Below are 18129 nucleotides of genomic sequence, written 5' to 3' on the forward strand. Positions count from 1 at the left end.
CGGCGTACCATGAACGCATGGGTCACGGAGCCGCACCGCCTTCCAGCAACGTTCCGCGTGCACGCCTGGACGCAGCCAGCGCCGCCAAGGTCGCCACGACTTTGCAGGCCCTGGCCACCCCGTCCCGGCTGCTCATCCTCGCCCGCCTGCGCGATGGATCGCTGCCGGCGACCGAACTGGCCGCCGAGGTGGGTATGGAGCAGTCGGCCTGCTCCCATCAGTTGCGGCTGCTACGCAACCTTGGCCTGGTCACCGGTACCCGCAAGGGCCGCTCAGTGGTGTACGCGCTCTACGACAACCACGTTTCCGAACTCCTCGACCAGGCCCTCTATCACGTCGAGCATCTGCGTCTCGGCCTGAGCGACACCGCCGTCGAGCCAGAGCCTGAAGCCGCTGCCGTTCCTGGCGTCTGACTTCCGTCGTTGGGCCACTGGGCCATCCGAAGCTGATCAGAACCGCTGTGCCCGGCGGACCCACAGTTCATGCCGAAGGCTGCGGCGAGACGGTGGTCACCGCCGGAGCCTGGGACTCCATCGATGCCACCGACGGGCCCACTCCTTGGGCACACTCGAAGAACCCGTGCGGCCCTCGCCACGTCACGGTCTGCGACCGCGCTCATGCTTGGCGGGCAGGAGGGGAGTTTTCCTCCAGGAACGCCGAAACTGCCTCGGTGAACGCCTCCGGCGCTGCGTGGTGGATCAGGTGTCCAACCGGGATGGTGACCACTCGCCCGCCAGGGATGCGGCGGGCGAGTTCGGCGACACCGTCCTGAGGAACGTGACTGTGCGGGCCGCCTGCGAGCACGAGGGTTTGAGCGGTTATCCGGTCGAGTCGCTCCAGCCACCGGGAATCGGGCTGGTCGACCTGCCGCCTGATGGCCAGCACCATCTCCCAGTCAAAGGTCAGGGTGCCGTCCGGTCTGGCCGGGGTGCTCGGCTCCCGGGGACGGGGGACCGGCACATCCTCCAGGACGAGCCGGCTCACCCGCTGCGGGTGAGCCTCCGCGATCAGGTAGGCCACGATCCCGCCCATGGAGTGCCCGATCAGATCCACTGGTCCAAGCCTCAGTGCGTCCAGAAACCGGAGCACATCGGCCTGCATGAGTTCGAGTGAGTAGTCCCCCGGCCAGTCGCTTCGGCCATGACCGCGAAGGTCGAGGGCATACACCCTTCGACTCCGGGCGAGGGTGGGCGCAACCGCCTCCCAGTCGGTGGCATCCTCGCCCAGCGCGTGCAACAGGATGAGCGGCGGAGCATCCGGGGGCCCCGACATCTGATAAGCCAGCCGGACCTCGCCAACGTCGACCCAGCATTGATCAACCATGTCCGGAGGATATGCGGACGGGTCCTGCCGGAGATCGGCGTTCACCAGCAGCCGAACCACCATCCCCTGTCAGCAGCTCGGGGTTCTCGGCCACACGGTTCTCGCCCCGATCTTTCAATAGCTGACAACGCCGTAAGTCGCGGTGGTGTACATGCCTTGTTCGGTAAGGGTCCGGGACCGTGCTGCTTCTCCAACACGCCCAGGGATGCCTGGTCAATGGTCGCCGGACCGAGTGCGTGGAGGGACGGCGATGCGCGGCAAACGGCACAGCGCAAGGGCGTTGCCCACGGACACTCGCGCATACGGGACCGGCAAGGCGGTGGCGGCGCCCGACGGTGTGCCGACGTGGTCAGAGGAGCACGTCAACGAACATGAACACAGCGACCGCGAGCAGCACGTAGGCGAAGATACGCTGAAGCGTATTGCCCTTGAGTCTCTTCGACAGGCGTTTGCCGTCCCAGGCGCCCAGCATCGCCGCCGCGGTGAACGGTGCGATGACCGCCCAGTCCAGCTGCGTGCCGGTGCCGGCGCGGGCGGCGAGGGCGGCCAGTGAGTTGATCGTGATGACCAGCAGGCTGGTGCCGACCGCCCGGCGCATGGTCAGTCCGAGCACGCTCACCAGCGCGGGTACGGCGAGGAAGCCGCCGCCCACACCGAGGAACCCGGTTACCGCACCGAGCCCGGTGCCGGCCGCACCGGCCTTGCCTGGATGCACCTCGCCGGACGGTTCCGTGCGCGCGGGGCGCAGCATGCGCAGGGCGGCGAGCCCCGCTATGACGGAGAAGGCGACCGTCAGCAGGGTCTCCGGCACGTGGCCGGCGACGGCACCGGCGACTATCGCGGGCACGATGCCCGCGGCGGCGAAGAGCAGTCCCGTCCGCCAGGCCACGTTGCCGTCCCGGGCGTGCCCGGTCAGCGCCGTGATCGAGGTCAGGGTGACGATGACCAGGCTGGCCGTGGTCGCTTCCGCAGGGGTGAAGTCGAGCAGATAGATCAGGGCGGGAACGGCTAGGACGCTGCCACCTCCGCCGAGTCCGCCAAGGGCCAGGCCGATAACGGCACCGGCGGCGAGCGCGAGGATCAGAGCGGTCATGCTGTCGAACCGCCGTTCCCGTGTTCGCCGACGACGGTCACCAGGACCTGACTGGAGCCACTCGGCGGATCCACCGCTACGGCCGTCCGCGCGCCGCCGGTCAGGTAGCTGCCGCTACCAAAACCTTTGAGCTGACCGGTGTCGATGAAGAACACGCAAATGTTCCCTTCCCGCGGAAAATGCCCCCAAGGGCGTACACGTCATCATAACATCAATACCCCTGGGGGTATTTTCGCTGCTGGCGGCGCGCGACATGCAGGACGCCGGCCGTCCAGTCCGGCAGGCGTGGTTCTGGCGGTTGCACGCCAGTGGCTGTCGCGGGTCCCCTGTCGCCGACGGAGGAGTCGGACTGGCGGGCCGGTGTTGTGCGCGTCGCCGTTGACGCGGCGGGAAGGCGTCCTGCGTGGGCATCGTCGGCTTCCGCCTCTACCCCGAGGTCGAGGTCACCCGCCTGAGGGTCATCGGAGTGGACGATGAACCCGCCGTTTTCAAGCATGTCATCGCCATGGCTGGTGCCTGCTCCCCAGTAGGTATCGCCGGTATGACGCACGGCGGGGGAGCGCTGCGCTTGCGGCGCAGGGTCCGGTGGGAGGACGAGGCCGTTGTCCTCCCACCGGGGCGGGGCGGCGGGTGTGTCAGAGCGCGGTCGGCGCGTTCAGCAGCTCCCAGGCGCCGTAGCCGCCGAGCACGTCGGAGACGTCCGTGAAGCCGCGGTTGCGCAGCAGGCTGGCGGCGATCGAGGAGCGGTGTCCGCCGGCGCAGTGCAGCACGAGCGGCCGGTCGGCGGGGACTTCGTGCAGGCGCTGGGGCAGTTCGCCCAGCGCGATGTGCAGCGCACCCTCGATGTAGCCCTTGTCGCTGCGCTCGCCGCAGTTGCGTACGTCCAGCACGAGCGGGGGCTGCGACCCGGCCAGGGCGCTGCGCAGCTGTTCAGCAGTCAGTCGGCTGGCGGGGGCCACCTCGTCGGCCATGGCCGCCAGAGCGGACTCGGGGTTGCGCAGGTAGCCGGTGACCTGGTCGAAGCCGATGCGGGCGAGACGGGTGACGACCTCCTCCTCGCGGTCCTGCGGAGCGACGACCAGGATGCGGGTGCCCGGGGCGACGACGGTGCCGGCCTGCTCGGCGAAACGGCCGTCGACGGGGACGTTGATCGCCCCGCGCACGTGCCCGGCGCTGAACTCCTGCGGGCTGCGCGCGTCGACGACCATGGCGCCCGCCGTGCGCTCAGCACGGAACTCCTCCACCGAGAGTGGGCGGAGCATCGCGGCCGGGTCGTAGAGGTCGCGCTCCTGGCGATTGAGTGTGGCGTCGTAGGCGAAGTAGCCGGGCGCGGTGGGCTGCCCGGCCGCGACGATGGCGACGAACTCCTCCTCATTCATCGGCTGGCAGGCGTAGTTGGTGGCGCGCTGCGCGCCGATCGTGGACTGCTTCTCCGTGGAGAGGTTCTTGCCGCAGGCCGAGCCCGCGCCGTGGGCGGGGAACACACGCACCTCGTCCGGCAGGGACATGAGCTTGCGCTGGACGCTGTCGTAGAGCATCCGGCCGAGCTCCTCGGCCGTCACGCCCACCGAGGCGAGCAGGTCGGGTCGGCCGACGTCGCCGATGAACAGCGCGTCGCCGGTCAGCACGCCGTACGGAACCTCGTCCGAGGCCTTTTCGAAGACCAGGATGCTGATCGACTCCGGCGTGTGGCCGGGCGTCTCCATGATCTGCAGGGTCACGTCGCCCAGGCTGATCCGCTCGCCGTCGGCGAGCTTGCGGATGGGGTACTCGGCCTCGGCGCGTTGCCCGTAGCCGATCCAGGCGCCGGTGCGGTCGGCCACCTCGAGGTGGCCGGCCAGGAAGTCGGCGTGGAAGTGGGTGTTGACGACGGCCTCGATCGTGAAGCCGTGCGCCTCGGCGTCGGCCAGGTACTCCGAGACGTCCCGGCGCGGGTCGACCACGACGGCCTTGCCGGTGGACTCGTCGGCGATCAGGTAGGACGCCTGGGACAAACAGTCGAGGTAGTACTGGGCGAAGAACACTGAAAAGTCTCCTGAAGCGAGAGCCGTCATACCTCGGCGGGTATACAGGCGGGCGGTCTGGGAGGCGCGGCAGTCCAGTCAGTCGGGCCAGGGCCGCGCGGGTCTCTTTCGGATGGAGGAACGCCCTGCGAAGGGGGAAGCCGGTCCGGGAGGGCCTACCAGGCCACCACGAATCCGCCGTCGGACCAGGCCGAGGCGAACGAGTCGGGATCGATCTCGCAGGTCACTCACACCTCCGCATACCCCCGTGGGTATCTTGCTCTTCGACCGTACCGGCCTGGCGTCGAGCTCGTCAAATACCCCCCCGGGTATTAAAGGCGCGGTCGAAGTCCCGAGTGGCGAGCTGCGTGTTCGAGGGGTTGTCGCTCGGTTGAGGTGTGACGTTTCGCGCAGTCGCGGTGCGCTGCGATGGTCGTCACGTTGCGATTAATACCCCAGGGGGTATTGTCGACGTGTGAGTGGAGGCCCGGCGAGTGCCCGCGGGCGGGAAGGATGGAGTCATGTGCCGTCGAGTGACGTGCGGGAAGTGCGGTAAGGCCACCTATGCCGGGTGCGGGAACCATGTGGACCAGGTGCTTGCCGGGGTCCCGAAGGCGCAGCGGTGCAGCTGCCCGCCGCCGGCCAAGCGCTCCTGGTGGCCATTCGGGAGGCGCTGAGGCCTACGCGGTCCATCGACGGCATGGGGCTCGAAGTGACTCCGCCCAGACGCTGACCGCGCGGACCGCTGTCGACGACGCATGAACGCCACGGCACCCCGGAGCGCGGCAGCTTCCTAGCTCCCCGGCCATCTGTCACGGGGTGCTCAGACGCCGGACACGTGGGCAAGTTGGCCGACGGCCGCTGTGATGGCCATGGCGAGTCCGCCGCCGATGACTACGCGCAGCGCCGGGCGCAGGAGGCTGGTTCCGGCGGCGCGGGCGGCGAGCACTCCTGCCAGGGCGAGGCCGCAGAGGGTGACCGCGACGATCAGCCACAGGCGTGCGGTGGTGGACCCGGCGAGCAGGCCCAGGAACGGCACGAGTCCACCGCCGAGGAAGCTGGCGGCGGAGGCGAGGGAGGCCTGGAGAGGGTTGGCCGTGGTGTGCTCGCTGTGGCCGAGTTCGTCGCGCAGGTGGGCTTTGAGCGGATCGGCCTCGTGCAGCGCCTCGGCGACCTGGCGGGCGAGCTCCCTCGGTACGCCCCGATCCTCGTAGATAGCGGTGAGCTCGGCGAGTTCGGCCTCCGGGGCTTCGGCGAGCTCGCGGGCCTCCTTCGCCCGGTCCGCGGTCTCGACGTCGACCTGGGAGCTGACGGAGATGTACTCGCCGGCGGCCATCGCCATCGCACCGGCGGACAGACCCGCCAGGCCGCCGGTGACGACAGTGGAGGTGCTCGCTCCGCTCGCGGCCAGGCCCACCATCAGGCTGGCGACGGAGACCAGGCCGTCGTTGGCGCCGAGCACGGCGGCCCGCAGCCATCCGGCCCGACCGGCAGCGTGGCTTTCCTGGTGGGGGTTGAGCATGGCCGTCAAGATCAGTATTGGCGGGGAAGCCGGCCGGTCGTTCCTTCGGGGCGGCCGTTGGGTGTGGCGTGTGATCGGTCACCGTGGGACTCCAGGTCGGCCGGTGACGTGCAGGTGGAGGTCGAGCAGCACGACATCGGGCGCGGCCTCCGTCTGCGCGGCCCGCCGCAGACTGCACACAAGGGAGTCGGCGATCACCGGATCGTCCTCCCTCACCCAAACCCGCCGAGCCCTGGTGTCCGTTCCCGTACCCATATCGTCCCGCTCCCGTGCCGGGCCGCTGGCCGGCCAGTTCGGTGGTTGCCCCTATCGTGCTCAGACGCTGGGGGCGATCACTTGGGCCGCACGGTCCCGACTGACCGGAACATGCCCCTATGACGCGGTGACCTGGAGTATCTGCGGGTCGGACTGTGCCCCGGTGCCAGAGCAAAACGCTGAGACGGCGCAGTCGGCGGGTGGCGCTTGCCGCGACTGAAGACCGAGGTCACGGCTCGACGATCTCCGATCGGTGTGCAACGACCCTCAGTCACAGGCGGCCGGCGGATGGCCGTGCCCTGGAGATTCCCGGCCCGGCGCGTTCTGACCGTGATCCGATACCAGTGGGCCCGCCTTCGGTCCGCGCCCGCGGTGGAACCCGAGCACCCCGGAGAAGGACCGATGGTTTCACCGCACACAACCTTCCCTCCCTCCGGCCTCTACAGTTGTAGTGGCAATGATACTCTACGTCTGTAGAGGAATTGGGCGTGTGAAGAGGAAACGACCGTGACCGTGAGCTCGACACGACGGAAACAGCTGGCCGACGCGGCGATCGAGACGCTGGCCGCGGAGGGTATGCGGGGGCTGACCCACCGGGCCGTCGACCAGCGGGCGGGGCTGGCGGAAGGTTCCTGCTCCTACTACTTCAGAACCCGGCAGGCGCTGCTGCAGGCGGCCGTGGAGCGGCTCGCCGAGGCGGACATCGCGGATGCCGCCGCGCTGCCGACGACGGGCACTACCTCAGCAGAGAAGCTCGCCGATGCAACGGTGGCCTACCTGGAGCACTGGGGGACCCAGGGACGCGTGCGCACGCTCGCCCGCCACGAACTCGCCCTGGAGGCTACACGCAGGCCCGAACTGCGGGCGGTACTGAGGACCGCGGCCGGGCACGTGCGACGGCCGGTCGTCGACCTGCTTGCGGCGGCCGGTGTCCCCGAACCGGAGCAGCGCGCGAAAACACTCATTGCCTCCATCGACGGTCTGCTCTTCGAGCATCTGGCCGGCCCGGACGGACTCGACCTCGACCCGGCCGAACTCCGTACCACGCTGCTGAGCCTGTTGCGCACCTTCACCGACTGACCTCCGCACCGCCGTCTACGAGGCGGAATCGGCCGCAAGGCGGCTCCAGAACCTGGAACCCGAAAGGGAAAGCACCTTATGGACCCCGTACTCATCGCCGGAGCAGGCATCGGCGGACTCACCCTCGCGGCGGGACTCGCCGGCCGCGGCATTCCGGCCGTCGTCCTGGAGCAGGCCGAACGGCTCGCCCCTGTCGGAGCCGGCCTGACCGTGCAGCCCAACGCGCTGATCGCGCTGCGCCGTCTAGGCCTGGCCGCGCCCTTCGAAGCCGCTGGCGCGCGGCTTTCCACGGCCGCCGTCTACGATGCCCGCGGCCGCGTGCTGCTGAAGCCGAGCCCTGCCCAGGCCGGCGCCCTGCTTGCGGAGATCGGCGCCCCCACCCTGGGCCTGCACCGCGCCACCATCCACCAGGCACTGGTCAGTCAGCTCGGCACCAGCGAACTGCGGCTCGCCTCGACCGTCACCGCCGTCGACCCCGATCAGGCCACCGTCACCCTCGCCAATGGGCAAGAAGTACGCGGCTCCGTGCTGGTCGGTGCGGACGGCCTGCGCTCCACCGTCCGAACCGCACTGCTGGGCGCCCAGGCACCCAGCTACAGCGGCTACTACTGCTGGCGCGGCGTCACCGACGTCAACCCCCTGCCCAGCGACTGGATCGGAGAGATGTGGGGAGCGGGCCGCCGCTTCGGCGGATGCGTCATCGATGGCGGCCGTTTGTACTGGTTCCTGTGCGCCAACGGTCCCGCCGACGGCAAGGACAGTGACACCCGTGCCGCACTCACCCGGGCCACGGCCGAGTTCCCCGATTACGTCCGCCAGGCCGTCAAAGGCACTCCCCTCAGCGCCATCCGCCGCGACGACATCCGTGACCGCCCGCCGGTCACGCAGTGGGGCAGGGGCCGCACCACCCTGCTCGGCGACGCCGCCCACCCCATGACCCCCAACCTGGGCCAGGGCGCGTGCCAGGCCATCGAGGACGCTCTCGCCCTCACCGACCTGATCACCGAGTACGGCCCCATCCCCGACGCCCTGCGCCGCTACGAACGCTTCCGCCAGCCCAGGGCCAACGCCGTCGTCAAGGCCGCCCACCAGATCGGACGCATCGCCCACTGGAGCACTCCCACACGCACCCGGGTACGCAACACCCTCGTCCGCCTGACCCCGGCCTCCGTCCTGGTGTGCCAGCTGCGCACCTCCTGGCAGCTGCCCAGGACCACGAGTTGACTTCAGGGCACCCCTCTGCCGATGCCCATTCACCGGAAGCGAGCACAAGATGCACGACGCCGACACCGACACCGACACCGGTCGTATCCCCCTCTCGGTCCTCGGCCTGGGCCTGATGGGCCAAGCCCTCGCCCAGGCCTTTCGAACCCGTGAGCCGGGATCTGGCTGGCCGCACCCTGGTCAACCTGACCTCGGGCACCTCACAAGCGGCCCGTGAAACGGCCAAGTGGGCGATGTGCCAAGGCGCCGCCTACCTCGACGGCGCGATCATGGCCGTACCCCCGGCCATCGGCACCGCGAACGCCACCATCCTCTACAGCGGTCCAACCACCGCATTCGGCCGGCACCAACAGGCACTCAGCAGTCTCGGCGACCCCGTGTACTTCGGCGCAGACCATGGGCTGCCGTCCCTGTTCGACGCGGCCGCACTGAGTCTGGTGTGGAGCACACTCAACGGCTTCTTGCACGGCGCTGCCCTGCTCGGCACCGCGGGAATCGCCGCGGCCGCATTCGCCCGTATCGCCAAGACGGGCATCGAAACCGTAGCCGACTGGGTGCCCGGCTACGCGCAGCAGATCGACGACGGCACCTACCCGGCCACCGAATCCACCGTCAACACGAACCTGGCCGGGATGAAACACCTCCTCCACGAAAGCCACGCCGCCGACATCAACGCCGAACTACCCGAACTCCACGCGACCCTGGCCGAACGAGCAGTAGCCAACGGACACGGCAGCAACAGCTACGCAGCGATCATCGAACAACTCCGCCACCCCGCACCGTAAACCGTGAAGGACCCGAGGCGCTGCCATGGACGGCACTGGCTCTACTTGCGGTCGGTCTGACAGTGACCATTGCCGCGAGCCGGCACGGGTTTCCCATCCGCTCTCCACAGGGCGCGAGGCCGAACGCCGACCGGTGAGCTCAGGGATGCGTACCTGGCCCACTTCGACACGCCGAACAAGGTCCCATCAAAGGCGGGGAAGTCAGCAGAGCAGGTTTGCCCATGCCTTTGCCGGGGGTGGGGAATTTCAATCAGCCTTGTCGTCAGCCCCGCCGGCCTCGCCCGATGTCACAGTCCCAACGCCCGCTCGTGGGTGGCCCGTCCGGCGCTCCGGGGCGTGGCCCGGACGAACCGAGGCCAGTCGAGGTTGCACGGTGGCGCCGACGGCCGAGACCGGGTCCGTACGCTCACTGGACAGACCCGACGAAGGATGCCGACGAGATCCCGCAGCGACTAAGGGCTGTCGTCGCGCGCCCGCCAGGGATTACGGGACAGCCCTCAGCCTCATATCTTGATCGAATTGCCGGCGCAGGACACTAGAGGATTGGTTCCAATGGGTGTCCGTGGAGACGTGAACGAGGGTGTCCAAGGTCGTTGTGTGACGAACAACCTGGACACCCTCGCGACCGCACAGCAGCAGGACTACAACGAGCGCAACGGCCACAGTTCCGCCATCATTCGGCATACTCCGCGGCCAGTGCGGCGAACGCCTGACCGAGATCGGCGATCAGGTCTGTTTCGTGCTCGAGGCCGACGGCGAAGCGGATCAAACCAGCGGGGACTCCGGCCTCGGCAAGTTGTTCCTCGGTCAGTTCGTTCGACCACATCGCGGCGGGCCGCACCAGCGTCGAGCGGGGGCCGCCCAGGCTGGGGGAACGCACCGGAAGGCGTAGTTCCGAGATGAGTTGCTCGGCCGCCGCCTGGCCCCCACGAAGCTCGAAGCTCAGCAGTCCACCGAAGCCCCGCATCTGCCGCTTCGCGAGGTCATGCTGGGGGTGGCCGAGGAGCCCGGGGTAGTTCACCGCTCGTACTGCGGGGTGATCGACCAGGTACTCGGCCACGGCCTGCGCGCACTGATTCTGCCGCTCCGCCCGCAACGACAGCGTCCGCAGGCCACGCAGCGCGAGCCAGGCATCGAACGGGCTGACGACCGAGCCCACCAAGGTGTGAGCTTTCCAGAGCCGTTCGATCAGACCGCCGCTGCCGAGCACGATCCCGGCTTGCACGTCCGCATGCCCGGATATGGCCTTGGTGACGCTGTGCATGACGAGGTCCACGCCCTGCTCCAGTGGCCTTTGATTGAAGGGAGTCGCAACGGTGTTGTCGGCGAAGGTGAGGATGCCGCGAGTGCGGGCAAGCGCGGTGACCGCTTCCACATCGGTCAGCTGGAGCAGCGGATTGCTGGGTGTCTCCAGCATGATCAGCTTGGTGTCCGGTGTGAGGGCCCGGGCGAAGGCATCGGTGTCGGTCTGGTCCACGAAGGTCACCTGGACACCGAAGCGGGGCGCGACGTCCCGCAGCAGACTCAGCGTGCCGCCGTACATGCTGTGCTGGGCGACGACATGGTCGCCCTGGGACAGCAGGGCGACCAGGATCGTGGTGATCGCCCCCATTCCGGACGCCGTGGCCAGGGCTGCCTCGGCGCCCTCGACGGCCGCGACAACACGCTCCAGTCGGGCCTGCGTCGGGTTGCCGTAACGCCGGTAGTAGCGCTGAGGCTGGGACTGCTCGTTGAGTGCGTCGAAGTCCTCTGCTGTGGGGGCCGAATAGTTCGCCACCTGATGGATCGGGGGCGCGACGCTCAGTTCGTCCGGATCGGCATCGGCGTGGGCAAGGAGTGTCTCAAAGGTCAGGAAAGAGTCCATGGATCGAGCATGCAGGTCGATTGGCTTTGCTTTCGATATCCAATCAGTGCAGCATTGGACCGTATGGATCACTCAACCTTGCCCGTTGGTCTTATCGGTGACTCATCTGGACCGCTCTACCGGCGGTTGGCCGAGGGCCTTCGTGACGCCGTGCGCCGGGGCGAGGTCGGTGCCGGTTCCAAGCTGCCCTCCGAGCGCAACCTAGCTCGGTGGCTGGGTGTGAGCCGGACCACCGTGATCGGCGCCTACCGGCTTCTGCGCGAAGAGGGCCTGCTGGAAAGTGTGCGCGGCAGCGGCACCCGCGTCGTCACCTCCGTCCACCGGATCGGTCCGGCGGTCCCCGCCGCGACCATGCCGTCAGCCAAACTGACGGGTGAGCCGGCAGTCGGTGTCGTGGACCTGTCCGGATCGCTTGTCGCCGGCCCTGACGCGGTACCCCGCCTGACACCGGACCCCATCGACCTGTGCGAGCCGGCCACCGGCCTCGGCTACCAGCCGCTCGGCCTTCCCTCCCTGCGGGCTCGGATCGCCGCCCGCTACACCGGACTCGGACTGCCGACCACGGCCGACGAAGTGCTCGTCACCAGCGGAGCACAGCAGGCGATCAGCCTGCTCTTCACGCTGTTCGGCCGCGACGGCGGCGTCATTGCCACCGAGAACCCCACCTACGCCGGCGCCCTCGACGCCGCCCGCGCCGCGGGGGCGACGCTTCTGGCGCTGCCCACCGACTCCGAGGGCATCAAAGTACGCCCGCTACGAGAGACACTCGCCCGGTCCTCCGTCTCACTGCTCTATGTGATGACGGCCTGCCAGAACCCCACCGGCACGGTGATGAGCACCCAACGGCGGACCGAGATCGCCCGGCTCGCCGAGCACGCCGGCGTTGCGGTCGTCGACGACACGACACTCGCCGACCTGGTCTTCGAAGGATGCTGGCACCCCCTGCCGACCGCCGCTTCCGGTGTCATCGTCGGATCCTTGAGCAAGCTGTTCTGGCCCGGCCTGCGAATCGGCTGGCTTCGGGCGCCCAGAACGCTGATGACCAGGCTCGCCCGCCTGAAAGCCGTGGCAGACCTCGGTTCCTCACACATCGGCCAGCAGCTGGCCGCCCATCTCCTGCCGGTGTCAGGGGACATGGCCACGGCACGGCGAGGGCAACTGACCGCACGTCTCGACCTGATGAGCGACCTCTTGCGGTCACGGTTGCCGACGTGGTCGTGGACCCGCCCGTCAGGCGGTCCCTTCCTGTGGGTCCGGCTCCCGTACGGCGACGGAGAGTCCTTCGCTCAACTCGCGCTCACGCACAGAGTGCAGGTACTCCCAGGCGCCAGATCCTCTCCCGACCACGGTTTCACCGATCACCTCCGACTGTCCTTCGTGGCCGAACCCGCCGACCTGCGGATCGCCGTCCACCGGCTCGCCGAAGCCTGGACCGCGTTCGAGTCCCGCCACGGCTCAGGCCCCCTCCCCTCCGGCATCGTGGGCTAGACCAGGGCTACTTGGTGTACGGATAGCCGCTGCTTCTGGGCCGGGCCTCCCCATCCACACCAGCCGAGCCCTCCTGGCCCGCCACAACGATCTGGCCCGGCTGACGTTCGCGCATATCCCCGACAGTCTGCGCATGTTCGACGCCGCGGAGGCGCTGCTCAAGAGCATGATCGAGTCAGGCGTGCCCCCTCGTGCCGCCGCTTGGGCCCTCGACAACCTCTCCGTCCACGTCGCGAGCACTGTTTACGACGCCTATCTCAAACGGACGCGCTTCGGTGACGACAGCGGCCGCGACCCCGAAGAACTCCGCGCAGCCCAGTTCGTCGCCGGGGTCGGCCGGGCCTTCGCCGCCACATCGCCCACGCGCTTTCCCTACCTGATCAAAAACGCGGACGCCCTCATGGCCGGAACCCAGGACGACCGCTTCGCCTTCAGTATCGACACCCTCATCGCCGGCCTCACCGCGTACGACGGGGCCGCCCTCACGTCCGGCGATCACAGGATCGAGCGACCTCGTCCGTGACAGTGATCAACCAGCCCTCGGCGGGGGCAGCAATACCGGTTGCTTCGCTGGATGAAGGCAACAAACGAGGCCCCGCGGCCGTTGAGTCGGGCTGTCTACACCTCAACTCGGAAGCCAGGGAGCCTCGTTGGTCGCCTATCCGGCGACCTGCCCGACCGCGGCCATCAGCACGCTCCAGGCCAGGACCATGACCAGCGCGACCCGCCGCGGCCAGGACCGCGAGGGCTACGGCGGCCTGTCAGTCGTCGAACGAGCTCGCGCGCGGACGAGGGCCGCCACCGTGACGCCTACCGCACCGCGCTGACGGTCGTGACCACCGGCCGCGGCACCGTCCCGGCGCCGCCGAAGGCCGACATGGTGTCGGTGCCCGCCTGTCTGCCGAAGGTGAAGGCCGCCCGCACCAAGGCCAATCCCGACACCGCGATGCACGGCGAAGCGCTCGCCCACGCCAAGCAGTGTCCGCGGTAGCACGTCGCCGTCGCACCCGCCGGGCCGCGGCCTGCCTGTGGGGGTCTACCGACCGGGCCGAGGAGGTCGCCGCCTGACCGGCTTCGCGTCGGGGCGGTCAGCTGCCGAACGGGCGCCCGTCCAGGGTCCAGTGCGGGTCGATGGGGCGGCCGAGCGAGGCGTAGACCTGGGCGGCGACATCGGGGTGACGGAGGGTGCCGACGGGCTTCCCCGGCGGGAACTGCGGGCCGGTGCCGGCGATCCAGGCGGTGCGCTCCTCTGGGGTGTCGCCGCCGTGGCCGCCGGCGTCGACATGGCCGTGGTCGGTGACGACGATGACGGTCCACGCCTCGTTCGCGTAGGACCGGCGGCCGTGAACCGCCGCGAGCAGCCGGCCCAGGCGCTCGTCGGCCCGCCGGATCGCCTCGCGGTACTCGGCGCCGCAGCCCAGGGCGTGGCCGGTCTCGTCGACGGCGCCGAGGTAGACGAAGGACGCCTCGGGGTCGCTGGTGGCGAAGACGTGCTCGGCCTCGGCCGTGATCTGTTCGTCGCAGTCGTCCCATGCCTTGGGACTGTGGTCGGCGGGCCCGATGAACGTCAGCCGACCAGGGGCCCGGAACAGCGGGCCGCCGTCCCGCTGGATCATCAGCGGCTCCCAGCCGCCCGCGACGAACGTACGCCGCCCGTCCTCGCGGGCCAGGCGGGTGGCGAAGTCCGGGAAGACCTCCAGGCGATTGCCGGTGAAGTTGTTGCCCCAGATGCCGTGCTTGGCCGGGCCGACGCCGGTGGCGATGGTGGCCCAGCAGGGGCCGGACATCGTGGGGGTGCTGAGGTCGATTCGGACGGGCGTGAGGAAGCCGCTCTCCGCGACCGCGTCGAGGTGCGGGGTCGGTACCTGGCCGAGCAGGTCGTAGCGGACCCCGTCGATTCCGACGACGAGCACGTGCGGTGCGGGGCCGAGGGGCTGGGCTGGCATGGCCGGGGTTCCTTCCGGTGGTGCGGTGCGGGCCCCACGATGCACCGGTCAGGTACGGGGCGTCGGCGACTGGGGCCCGGAACAGCTGGCCGACACCCCGCTGTTCCAGATGTTCGCCACGCTTCAGGACCCGTCGTTCCCGGGGGTGCTCGTCATCGTCTACACGGTGATGGCGCTGCCGTTCGTCTACCGGGCGCTGGACTCGGGGCTGCGTGCCGTCGACGTCCGCACGCTCGTCGAGGCGGCCCGCAGCTGCGGCGCCGGCTGGCCGCGCGCGGTCGTGAGCGTGGTGCTGCCAAATCTGCGCGGGGCGCTGCTGAACGCCTCGTTCCTCACCCTCGCGCTGGTGCTGGGCGAGTTCACGGTGGCCCGGGTGCTGGGCTTCCAGCCGTTCGCCGTCTGGATCGTGAACGTCAGTGGCTCGCAGGCCCGGCTGTCCGTGGCGGTGTCCGTGCTCAGCCTGCTGGTCACCTGGGTACTGCTCCTCGCGCTGGCGCCCCTCGGCGGGCGCCGCCGCTCCTCCCGTACTACTGATCAAAAGAGTTGACGTCCCATGACCTCGATGACCGTCGAATCCCCACTGACCGCGTCCGCCGATGGCTTCGCCGCCTCCGTCGAACTGCGTGCCCTGCGCCGGTCGTTCGGCACGACCGTCGCCCTCGACGGACTCGACCTGACCGTGCGCCCCGGTGAACTCCTCGCCCTGCTCGGCCCGTCCGGCTGCGGCAAGACCACCGCGCTGCGCATGCTCGCCGGCTTCGAGCACCCCGACTCGGGGCAGATCCTCGTGGACGGTCGGGACATCACCGCAGTGCCCGCCCACCGTCGCGACGCAGGCATGGTCTTCCAGTCCTACAGCCTCTTCCCGCATCTGACCGCCCTGGACAACGTGGCGTTCGGACTACGCATGCGCAAGGTTCCTACCGCCCGGCGGCGCGAGCGTGCCGCTGAACTGCTGGAGTTGGTGGGCCTGCCCGACAAGGCCGGCCGCTTCCCGCACCAGCTCTCCGGCGGGCAGCAGCAGCGCATCGCCCTCGCCCGGGCCCTCGCGCTACGCCCCAGGGTGCTGCTGCTGGACGAGCCGCTGTCCGCGCTGGACGCCAAGGTGCGGCTGACACTGCGCGAGGAGATCCGGCGCGTGCAGCAGGAGCTGGGCATCACCACCTTGTTCGTCACCCACGACCAGGAGGAGGCGCTGTCCATGGCGGACCGCGTCGCGGTGATGCGCGCGGGCCGGATGGAGCAGTGCGCGCCCCCGGCCGAGCTTTACAGGCGTCCGGCGACCGCCTTCACCGCCGAGTTCGTCGGCACGATGAGCCGCATCCCGGCCCGGATCGTCGACGTCGCGACCGTCGAGGTGTTGGGCCGCAGGATGCCGGTGGACGGCGAGGCGCCCGCGGGTCCGGAGGTGGACGTGCTGGTGCGCCCGGAGTCGGTCGGCGTGAGCGCGGACCCCGAGGGCACTGCCCGCGTCACCGCGAGTGCCTTCCTCGGCGCCGTCACCCGGCTGACCGTGGCGCTGCCCGACGGCACCGCCGTGAAGGCCGATCTGCCCACCCACGACGCGGCCACGCTCACCCCGGGCACTACGGTCACCGTGACCCTGCCCGACCGCCCGGTGCTCACCGCCGCCCGCGCATGACCCGCACGACCCGCCCCGAAAGAGAGACAGTGTCCCCCGACACCATCGGCCCCCGCCCGCTCCAGGCCGTCCTGTTCGACATGGACGGCACCCTTGTGGACACCGAGGAACTGTGGTGGCAGGCCGTCCAGCACGTGGCGTCCACGCTGGAGTACGACCTCACCGACGCCGACCAGCCCGACGTCCTGGGTCGTCCCGTGGAGCACACCGCGGCCCACCTGCTGCGCGTCACCCGCGCCACCGTGCCGCTCGCCGAGCTCGCCGGGAAGCTGGGCGAGGAGTTCGAGGCCCGCGTCGAGGCACGGATCGTGCCGCGGCCCGGCGCGCTCGAACTCCTCGACCGGCTGCGGCAGGAGGGCATCGAGACCGCGCTGGTGACCGCGTCCCCGCGCTCCGTCGTGGACATCGTGCTGCGGACCCTGGGCGAGGAGCGGTTCGCGGTGTCCGTCACCGCCGACGACACCCCGCGCACCAAACCCGCCCCCGACCCCTATGTGGCGGCGGCCCGCGCGTTGGACGTACCACCGTCGGCGTGCGTGGCAGTGGAGGACACTGCCATCGGTGTCGCCTCCGCCGAGGCCGCGGGCTGTCGAGTACTCGCGGTTCCGTCCCTCGCGCCGATACCGGCGGCCCCCGGACGCATGGTGCTGGGCAGCCTGGAGCAGGCGGACGTCGCGCTGCTCCGGTCGATGGTGCACGGCGACGGGGTCGCGTCGGGCCGCGGGTTGACCGGGGACCAGGTGGTGCCCGGATCGCACACCGGGTCGGGGTGCGTCACCCGGTAGGAGTCGCGCAGGAGGGTGGTGGCGGCCACGCTGACGTACCGGCCGCCGCTACCCACACCCCCTGGCACCCTCCGACCGGCGGCCGGTCTAGCTAGTCGTATCCATCACAAGGAAGGACGCGTCACATGTTTTTGCGGATCCTTCCCTTGGTCTCCTCCGCCTTGCCCTTCACCTCTTCCGTCGTGCCGCGCACCGTCTGGCCTGCCTCACCGGCCGCCTTGCGGGCCTTGCCCGCGACGCGGTCGCCCATGCCCTTGAGGCGCAGTTCCTCGTCGCCAGTAGCGCGCCCAGTCTTTTCCTTGGCCTTGCCCATCGTCTCCTGGGCCTTGCCCCGGATCTTCTTTCCCTGACCAGACACGGGATCAGCTCCTCGACCGACCACTTCGGCTTTGATTACGCCCCCCGACTACCTCGGCGCACCCGCATCAAACCTCGGATGTGAAGGTGGGTCCCCTCGGGGTACGCGGGAGTAAAGACCGACGGGCACCGCCGGACCCGTCCGCCTTGCGACACCACGGTGGGCCCCACTGGAAAGGAGCCACCGCGAGCCCGCCGAGCCCCCGAAACGGTCGTCGGAACTCTCGCTCGGCCGCCAGGATGGCCATCTCGACGAGGCGGTGACGGTGGCCGACACCGTCGGCAGAGCGCCGCCCGCCGGGTGACCGCCGTAAATGCACGACCAAGTCGGCACCCCGGAAGTGCTCCACCAGATCCAGTTTGTCTGGTGCTCGGTAGCGGGGCACAACGCCGCGCACCCGAGGAGAGTGGGTGGTGTCAGGAGAACGTTGGCCTGGTCATCCCTGGAGGGACCACAGTCATGACCGCGCACGAGCACTCTCACCGGAGCTCGGTCTTCCACCGGCCGACCTTCCGTCGGCACCGAGCCCCCGCCCCCGCATCCGCCGTGTCGGCACACGCCGACTCGCGCGCGCACTCCGCAGTGGCCTGCGCCCTCGCGTCCCTGCGCATTCTGACCGGGTTCATCTTCCTGTGGGCGTTCCTGGACAAGACCTTCGGCCTTGGCTACTCCACGGCGTCCGGCAAGGGCTGGATCGACGGCGGGTCGCCGACGAGTGGCTTCCTCGGCTCGGTCGCGGTGGGGCCGATGGCGTCGACGTT

The 18129-nt window shown here is 69.6% G+C and carries 17 protein-coding genes and 3 pseudogenes; 12 read left to right on the top strand and 8 right to left on the bottom strand.

The window, feature by feature from the left end; genetic code table 11:
- The first annotated feature begins 17 nt into the window (after window positions 1-17).
- On the top strand, window positions 18-413 hold the full coding sequence (locus ACWDEX_RS31390; RefSeq protein WP_450467855.1) for an ArsR/SmtB family transcription factor: 396 nt from the start codon (window positions 18-20) through the stop codon (window positions 411-413).
- A gap of 202 nt (window positions 414-615) precedes the next feature.
- Here the strand turns inward: ACWDEX_RS31390 and ACWDEX_RS31395 are convergent, their stop codons facing one another.
- From ACWDEX_RS31395 to ACWDEX_RS31415, 5 genes are all read right to left on the bottom strand, one after another.
- Window positions 616-1323, bottom strand: coding sequence for an alpha/beta fold hydrolase (locus ACWDEX_RS31395; protein WP_450467856.1), 708 nt, complete (start codon window positions 1321-1323; stop codon window positions 616-618).
- A 349-nt stretch (window positions 1324-1672) separates the two neighbouring features.
- Window positions 1673-2416, bottom strand: a complete 744-nt coding sequence (locus ACWDEX_RS31400; protein ID WP_450467857.1) for a sulfite exporter TauE/SafE family protein — start codon at window positions 2414-2416, stop codon at window positions 1673-1675.
- The gene (locus tag ACWDEX_RS31405; RefSeq protein ID WP_450467858.1) at window positions 2413-2571 is read right to left on the bottom strand and encodes a hypothetical protein; all 159 of its coding nucleotides are present in this window, start codon (window positions 2569-2571) and stop codon (window positions 2413-2415) included. Before ACWDEX_RS31405 ends, ACWDEX_RS31400 begins: the two co-directional genes overlap by 4 nt.
- A gap of 480 nt (window positions 2572-3051) precedes the next feature.
- The gene (locus tag ACWDEX_RS31410) at window positions 3052-4440 is read right to left on the bottom strand and encodes an MBL fold metallo-hydrolase (RefSeq protein WP_450467859.1); all 1389 of its coding nucleotides are present in this window, start codon (window positions 4438-4440) and stop codon (window positions 3052-3054) included.
- 802 nt (window positions 4441-5242) lie between these two features.
- A complete protein-coding gene (locus ACWDEX_RS31415; protein WP_450467860.1) occupies window positions 5243-5941 on the bottom strand; it encodes a VIT1/CCC1 transporter family protein in 699 nt (232 codons plus the stop codon).
- Window positions 5942-6709: 768 nt separating this feature from the next.
- Here ACWDEX_RS31415 and ACWDEX_RS31420 point away from each other — a divergent pair.
- The 3 genes from ACWDEX_RS31420 (at window position 6710) to ACWDEX_RS31430 (ending at window position 9285) form a co-directional block, all read left to right on the top strand.
- On the top strand, window positions 6710-7276 hold the full coding sequence (locus tag ACWDEX_RS31420; protein WP_450467861.1) for a TetR/AcrR family transcriptional regulator: 567 nt from the start codon (window positions 6710-6712) through the stop codon (window positions 7274-7276).
- A 78-nt stretch (window positions 7277-7354) separates the two neighbouring features.
- Window positions 7355-8500 (top strand): FAD-dependent monooxygenase, encoded by a 1146-nt coding sequence (locus tag ACWDEX_RS31425; protein ID WP_450467862.1) that lies wholly within the window; start codon window positions 7355-7357, stop codon window positions 8498-8500.
- Window positions 8501-8649: 149 nt separating this feature from the next.
- Entirely contained in the window at window positions 8650-9285 is a 636-nt protein-coding gene (locus ACWDEX_RS31430; RefSeq protein ID WP_450467863.1) for an imine reductase family protein, read from the top strand.
- Between the two features lie 673 nt (window positions 9286-9958).
- Here ACWDEX_RS31430 and ACWDEX_RS31435 read toward each other — a convergent pair.
- A complete protein-coding gene (locus tag ACWDEX_RS31435) occupies window positions 9959-11149 on the bottom strand; it encodes a trans-sulfuration enzyme family protein (RefSeq protein WP_450467864.1) in 1191 nt (396 codons plus the stop codon).
- A gap of 78 nt (window positions 11150-11227) precedes the next feature.
- On the opposite strand from ACWDEX_RS31435, the gene ACWDEX_RS31440 reads away from it, so the two are divergent.
- The 4 genes from ACWDEX_RS31440 (at window position 11228) to ACWDEX_RS31455 (ending at window position 13628) form a co-directional block, all read left to right on the top strand.
- Window positions 11228-12637 (top strand): aminotransferase-like domain-containing protein, encoded by a 1410-nt coding sequence (locus ACWDEX_RS31440; protein ID WP_450467865.1) that lies wholly within the window; start codon window positions 11228-11230, stop codon window positions 12635-12637.
- Between the two features lie 52 nt (window positions 12638-12689).
- The gene (locus tag ACWDEX_RS31445; protein WP_450467872.1) at window positions 12690-13160 is read left to right on the top strand and encodes a TetR/AcrR family transcriptional regulator C-terminal domain-containing protein; all 471 of its coding nucleotides are present in this window, start codon (window positions 12690-12692) and stop codon (window positions 13158-13160) included.
- A gap of 127 nt (window positions 13161-13287) precedes the next feature.
- Window positions 13288-13464 carry a hypothetical protein gene (locus ACWDEX_RS31450; RefSeq protein WP_450467866.1) on the top strand — a complete coding sequence of 59 codons (177 nt, stop codon included), beginning with the start codon at window positions 13288-13290 and terminating at the stop codon, window positions 13462-13464.
- 5 nt (window positions 13465-13469) lie between these two features.
- Window positions 13470-13628 carry a hypothetical protein gene (locus ACWDEX_RS31455; RefSeq protein WP_450467867.1) on the top strand — a complete coding sequence of 53 codons (159 nt, stop codon included), beginning with the start codon at window positions 13470-13472 and terminating at the stop codon, window positions 13626-13628.
- A 97-nt stretch (window positions 13629-13725) separates the two neighbouring features.
- On the opposite strand, the gene ACWDEX_RS31460 is transcribed toward ACWDEX_RS31455, so the two are convergent.
- A complete protein-coding gene (locus tag ACWDEX_RS31460) occupies window positions 13726-14583 on the bottom strand; it encodes an alkaline phosphatase family protein (RefSeq protein ID WP_450467868.1) in 858 nt (285 codons plus the stop codon).
- A gap of 67 nt (window positions 14584-14650) precedes the next feature.
- On the opposite strand from ACWDEX_RS31460, the pseudogene ACWDEX_RS31465 reads away from it, so the two are divergent.
- The 3 genes and pseudogenes from ACWDEX_RS31465 to ACWDEX_RS31475 form a co-directional block, all read left to right on the top strand.
- Window positions 14651-15130 (top strand): annotated as a pseudogene (locus ACWDEX_RS31465) (ABC transporter permease); the annotation flags it as partial.
- 6 nt (window positions 15131-15136) lie between these two features.
- Entirely contained in the window at window positions 15137-16225 is a 1089-nt protein-coding gene (locus ACWDEX_RS31470; protein ID WP_450467869.1) for an ABC transporter ATP-binding protein, read from the top strand.
- Window positions 16222-16920 (top strand): annotated as a pseudogene (locus tag ACWDEX_RS31475) (HAD family hydrolase); the annotation flags it as partial. The gene ACWDEX_RS31470 and the pseudogene ACWDEX_RS31475, both read left to right, overlap by 4 nt.
- 211 nt (window positions 16921-17131) lie before the next feature.
- Here the strand turns inward: ACWDEX_RS31475 and ACWDEX_RS31480 are convergent.
- Entirely contained in the window at window positions 17132-17368 is a 237-nt protein-coding gene (locus tag ACWDEX_RS31480; protein ID WP_450467870.1) for a CsbD family protein, read from the bottom strand.
- A 459-nt stretch (window positions 17369-17827) separates the two neighbouring features.
- Here ACWDEX_RS31480 and ACWDEX_RS31485 point away from each other — a divergent pair.
- Window positions 17828-18129, top strand: a pseudogene (locus ACWDEX_RS31485) (hypothetical protein); the annotation flags it as partial.

This window comes from Streptomyces sp. NPDC001020, from assembly GCF_053599115.1.

What these genes read in the sequence shown, in the direction of transcription:
- ACWDEX_RS31390 (WP_450467855.1), top strand. Translation starts at nt 18, where the DNA reads ATGGGTCACGGAGCCGCACCGCCTTCCAGCAACGTTCCGCGTGCACGC.
- ACWDEX_RS31395 (WP_450467856.1), bottom strand. Translation starts at nt 1,323, where the DNA reads ATGGTTGATCAATGCTGGGTCGACGTTGGCGAGGTCCGGCTGGCTTAT.
- ACWDEX_RS31400 (WP_450467857.1), bottom strand. Translation starts at nt 2,416, where the DNA reads ATGACCGCTCTGATCCTCGCGCTCGCCGCCGGTGCCGTTATCGGCCTG.
- ACWDEX_RS31415 (WP_450467860.1), bottom strand. Translation starts at nt 5,941, where the DNA reads ATGCTCAACCCCCACCAGGAAAGCCACGCTGCCGGTCGGGCCGGATGG.
- ACWDEX_RS31425 (WP_450467862.1), top strand. Translation starts at nt 7,355, where the DNA reads ATGGACCCCGTACTCATCGCCGGAGCAGGCATCGGCGGACTCACCCTC.
- ACWDEX_RS31435 (WP_450467864.1), bottom strand. Translation starts at nt 11,149, where the DNA reads ATGGACTCTTTCCTGACCTTTGAGACACTCCTTGCCCACGCCGATGCC.
- ACWDEX_RS31460 (WP_450467868.1), bottom strand. Translation starts at nt 14,583, where the DNA reads ATGCCAGCCCAGCCCCTCGGCCCCGCACCGCACGTGCTCGTCGTCGGA.
- ACWDEX_RS31470 (WP_450467869.1), top strand. Translation starts at nt 15,137, where the DNA reads ATGACCTCGATGACCGTCGAATCCCCACTGACCGCGTCCGCCGATGGC.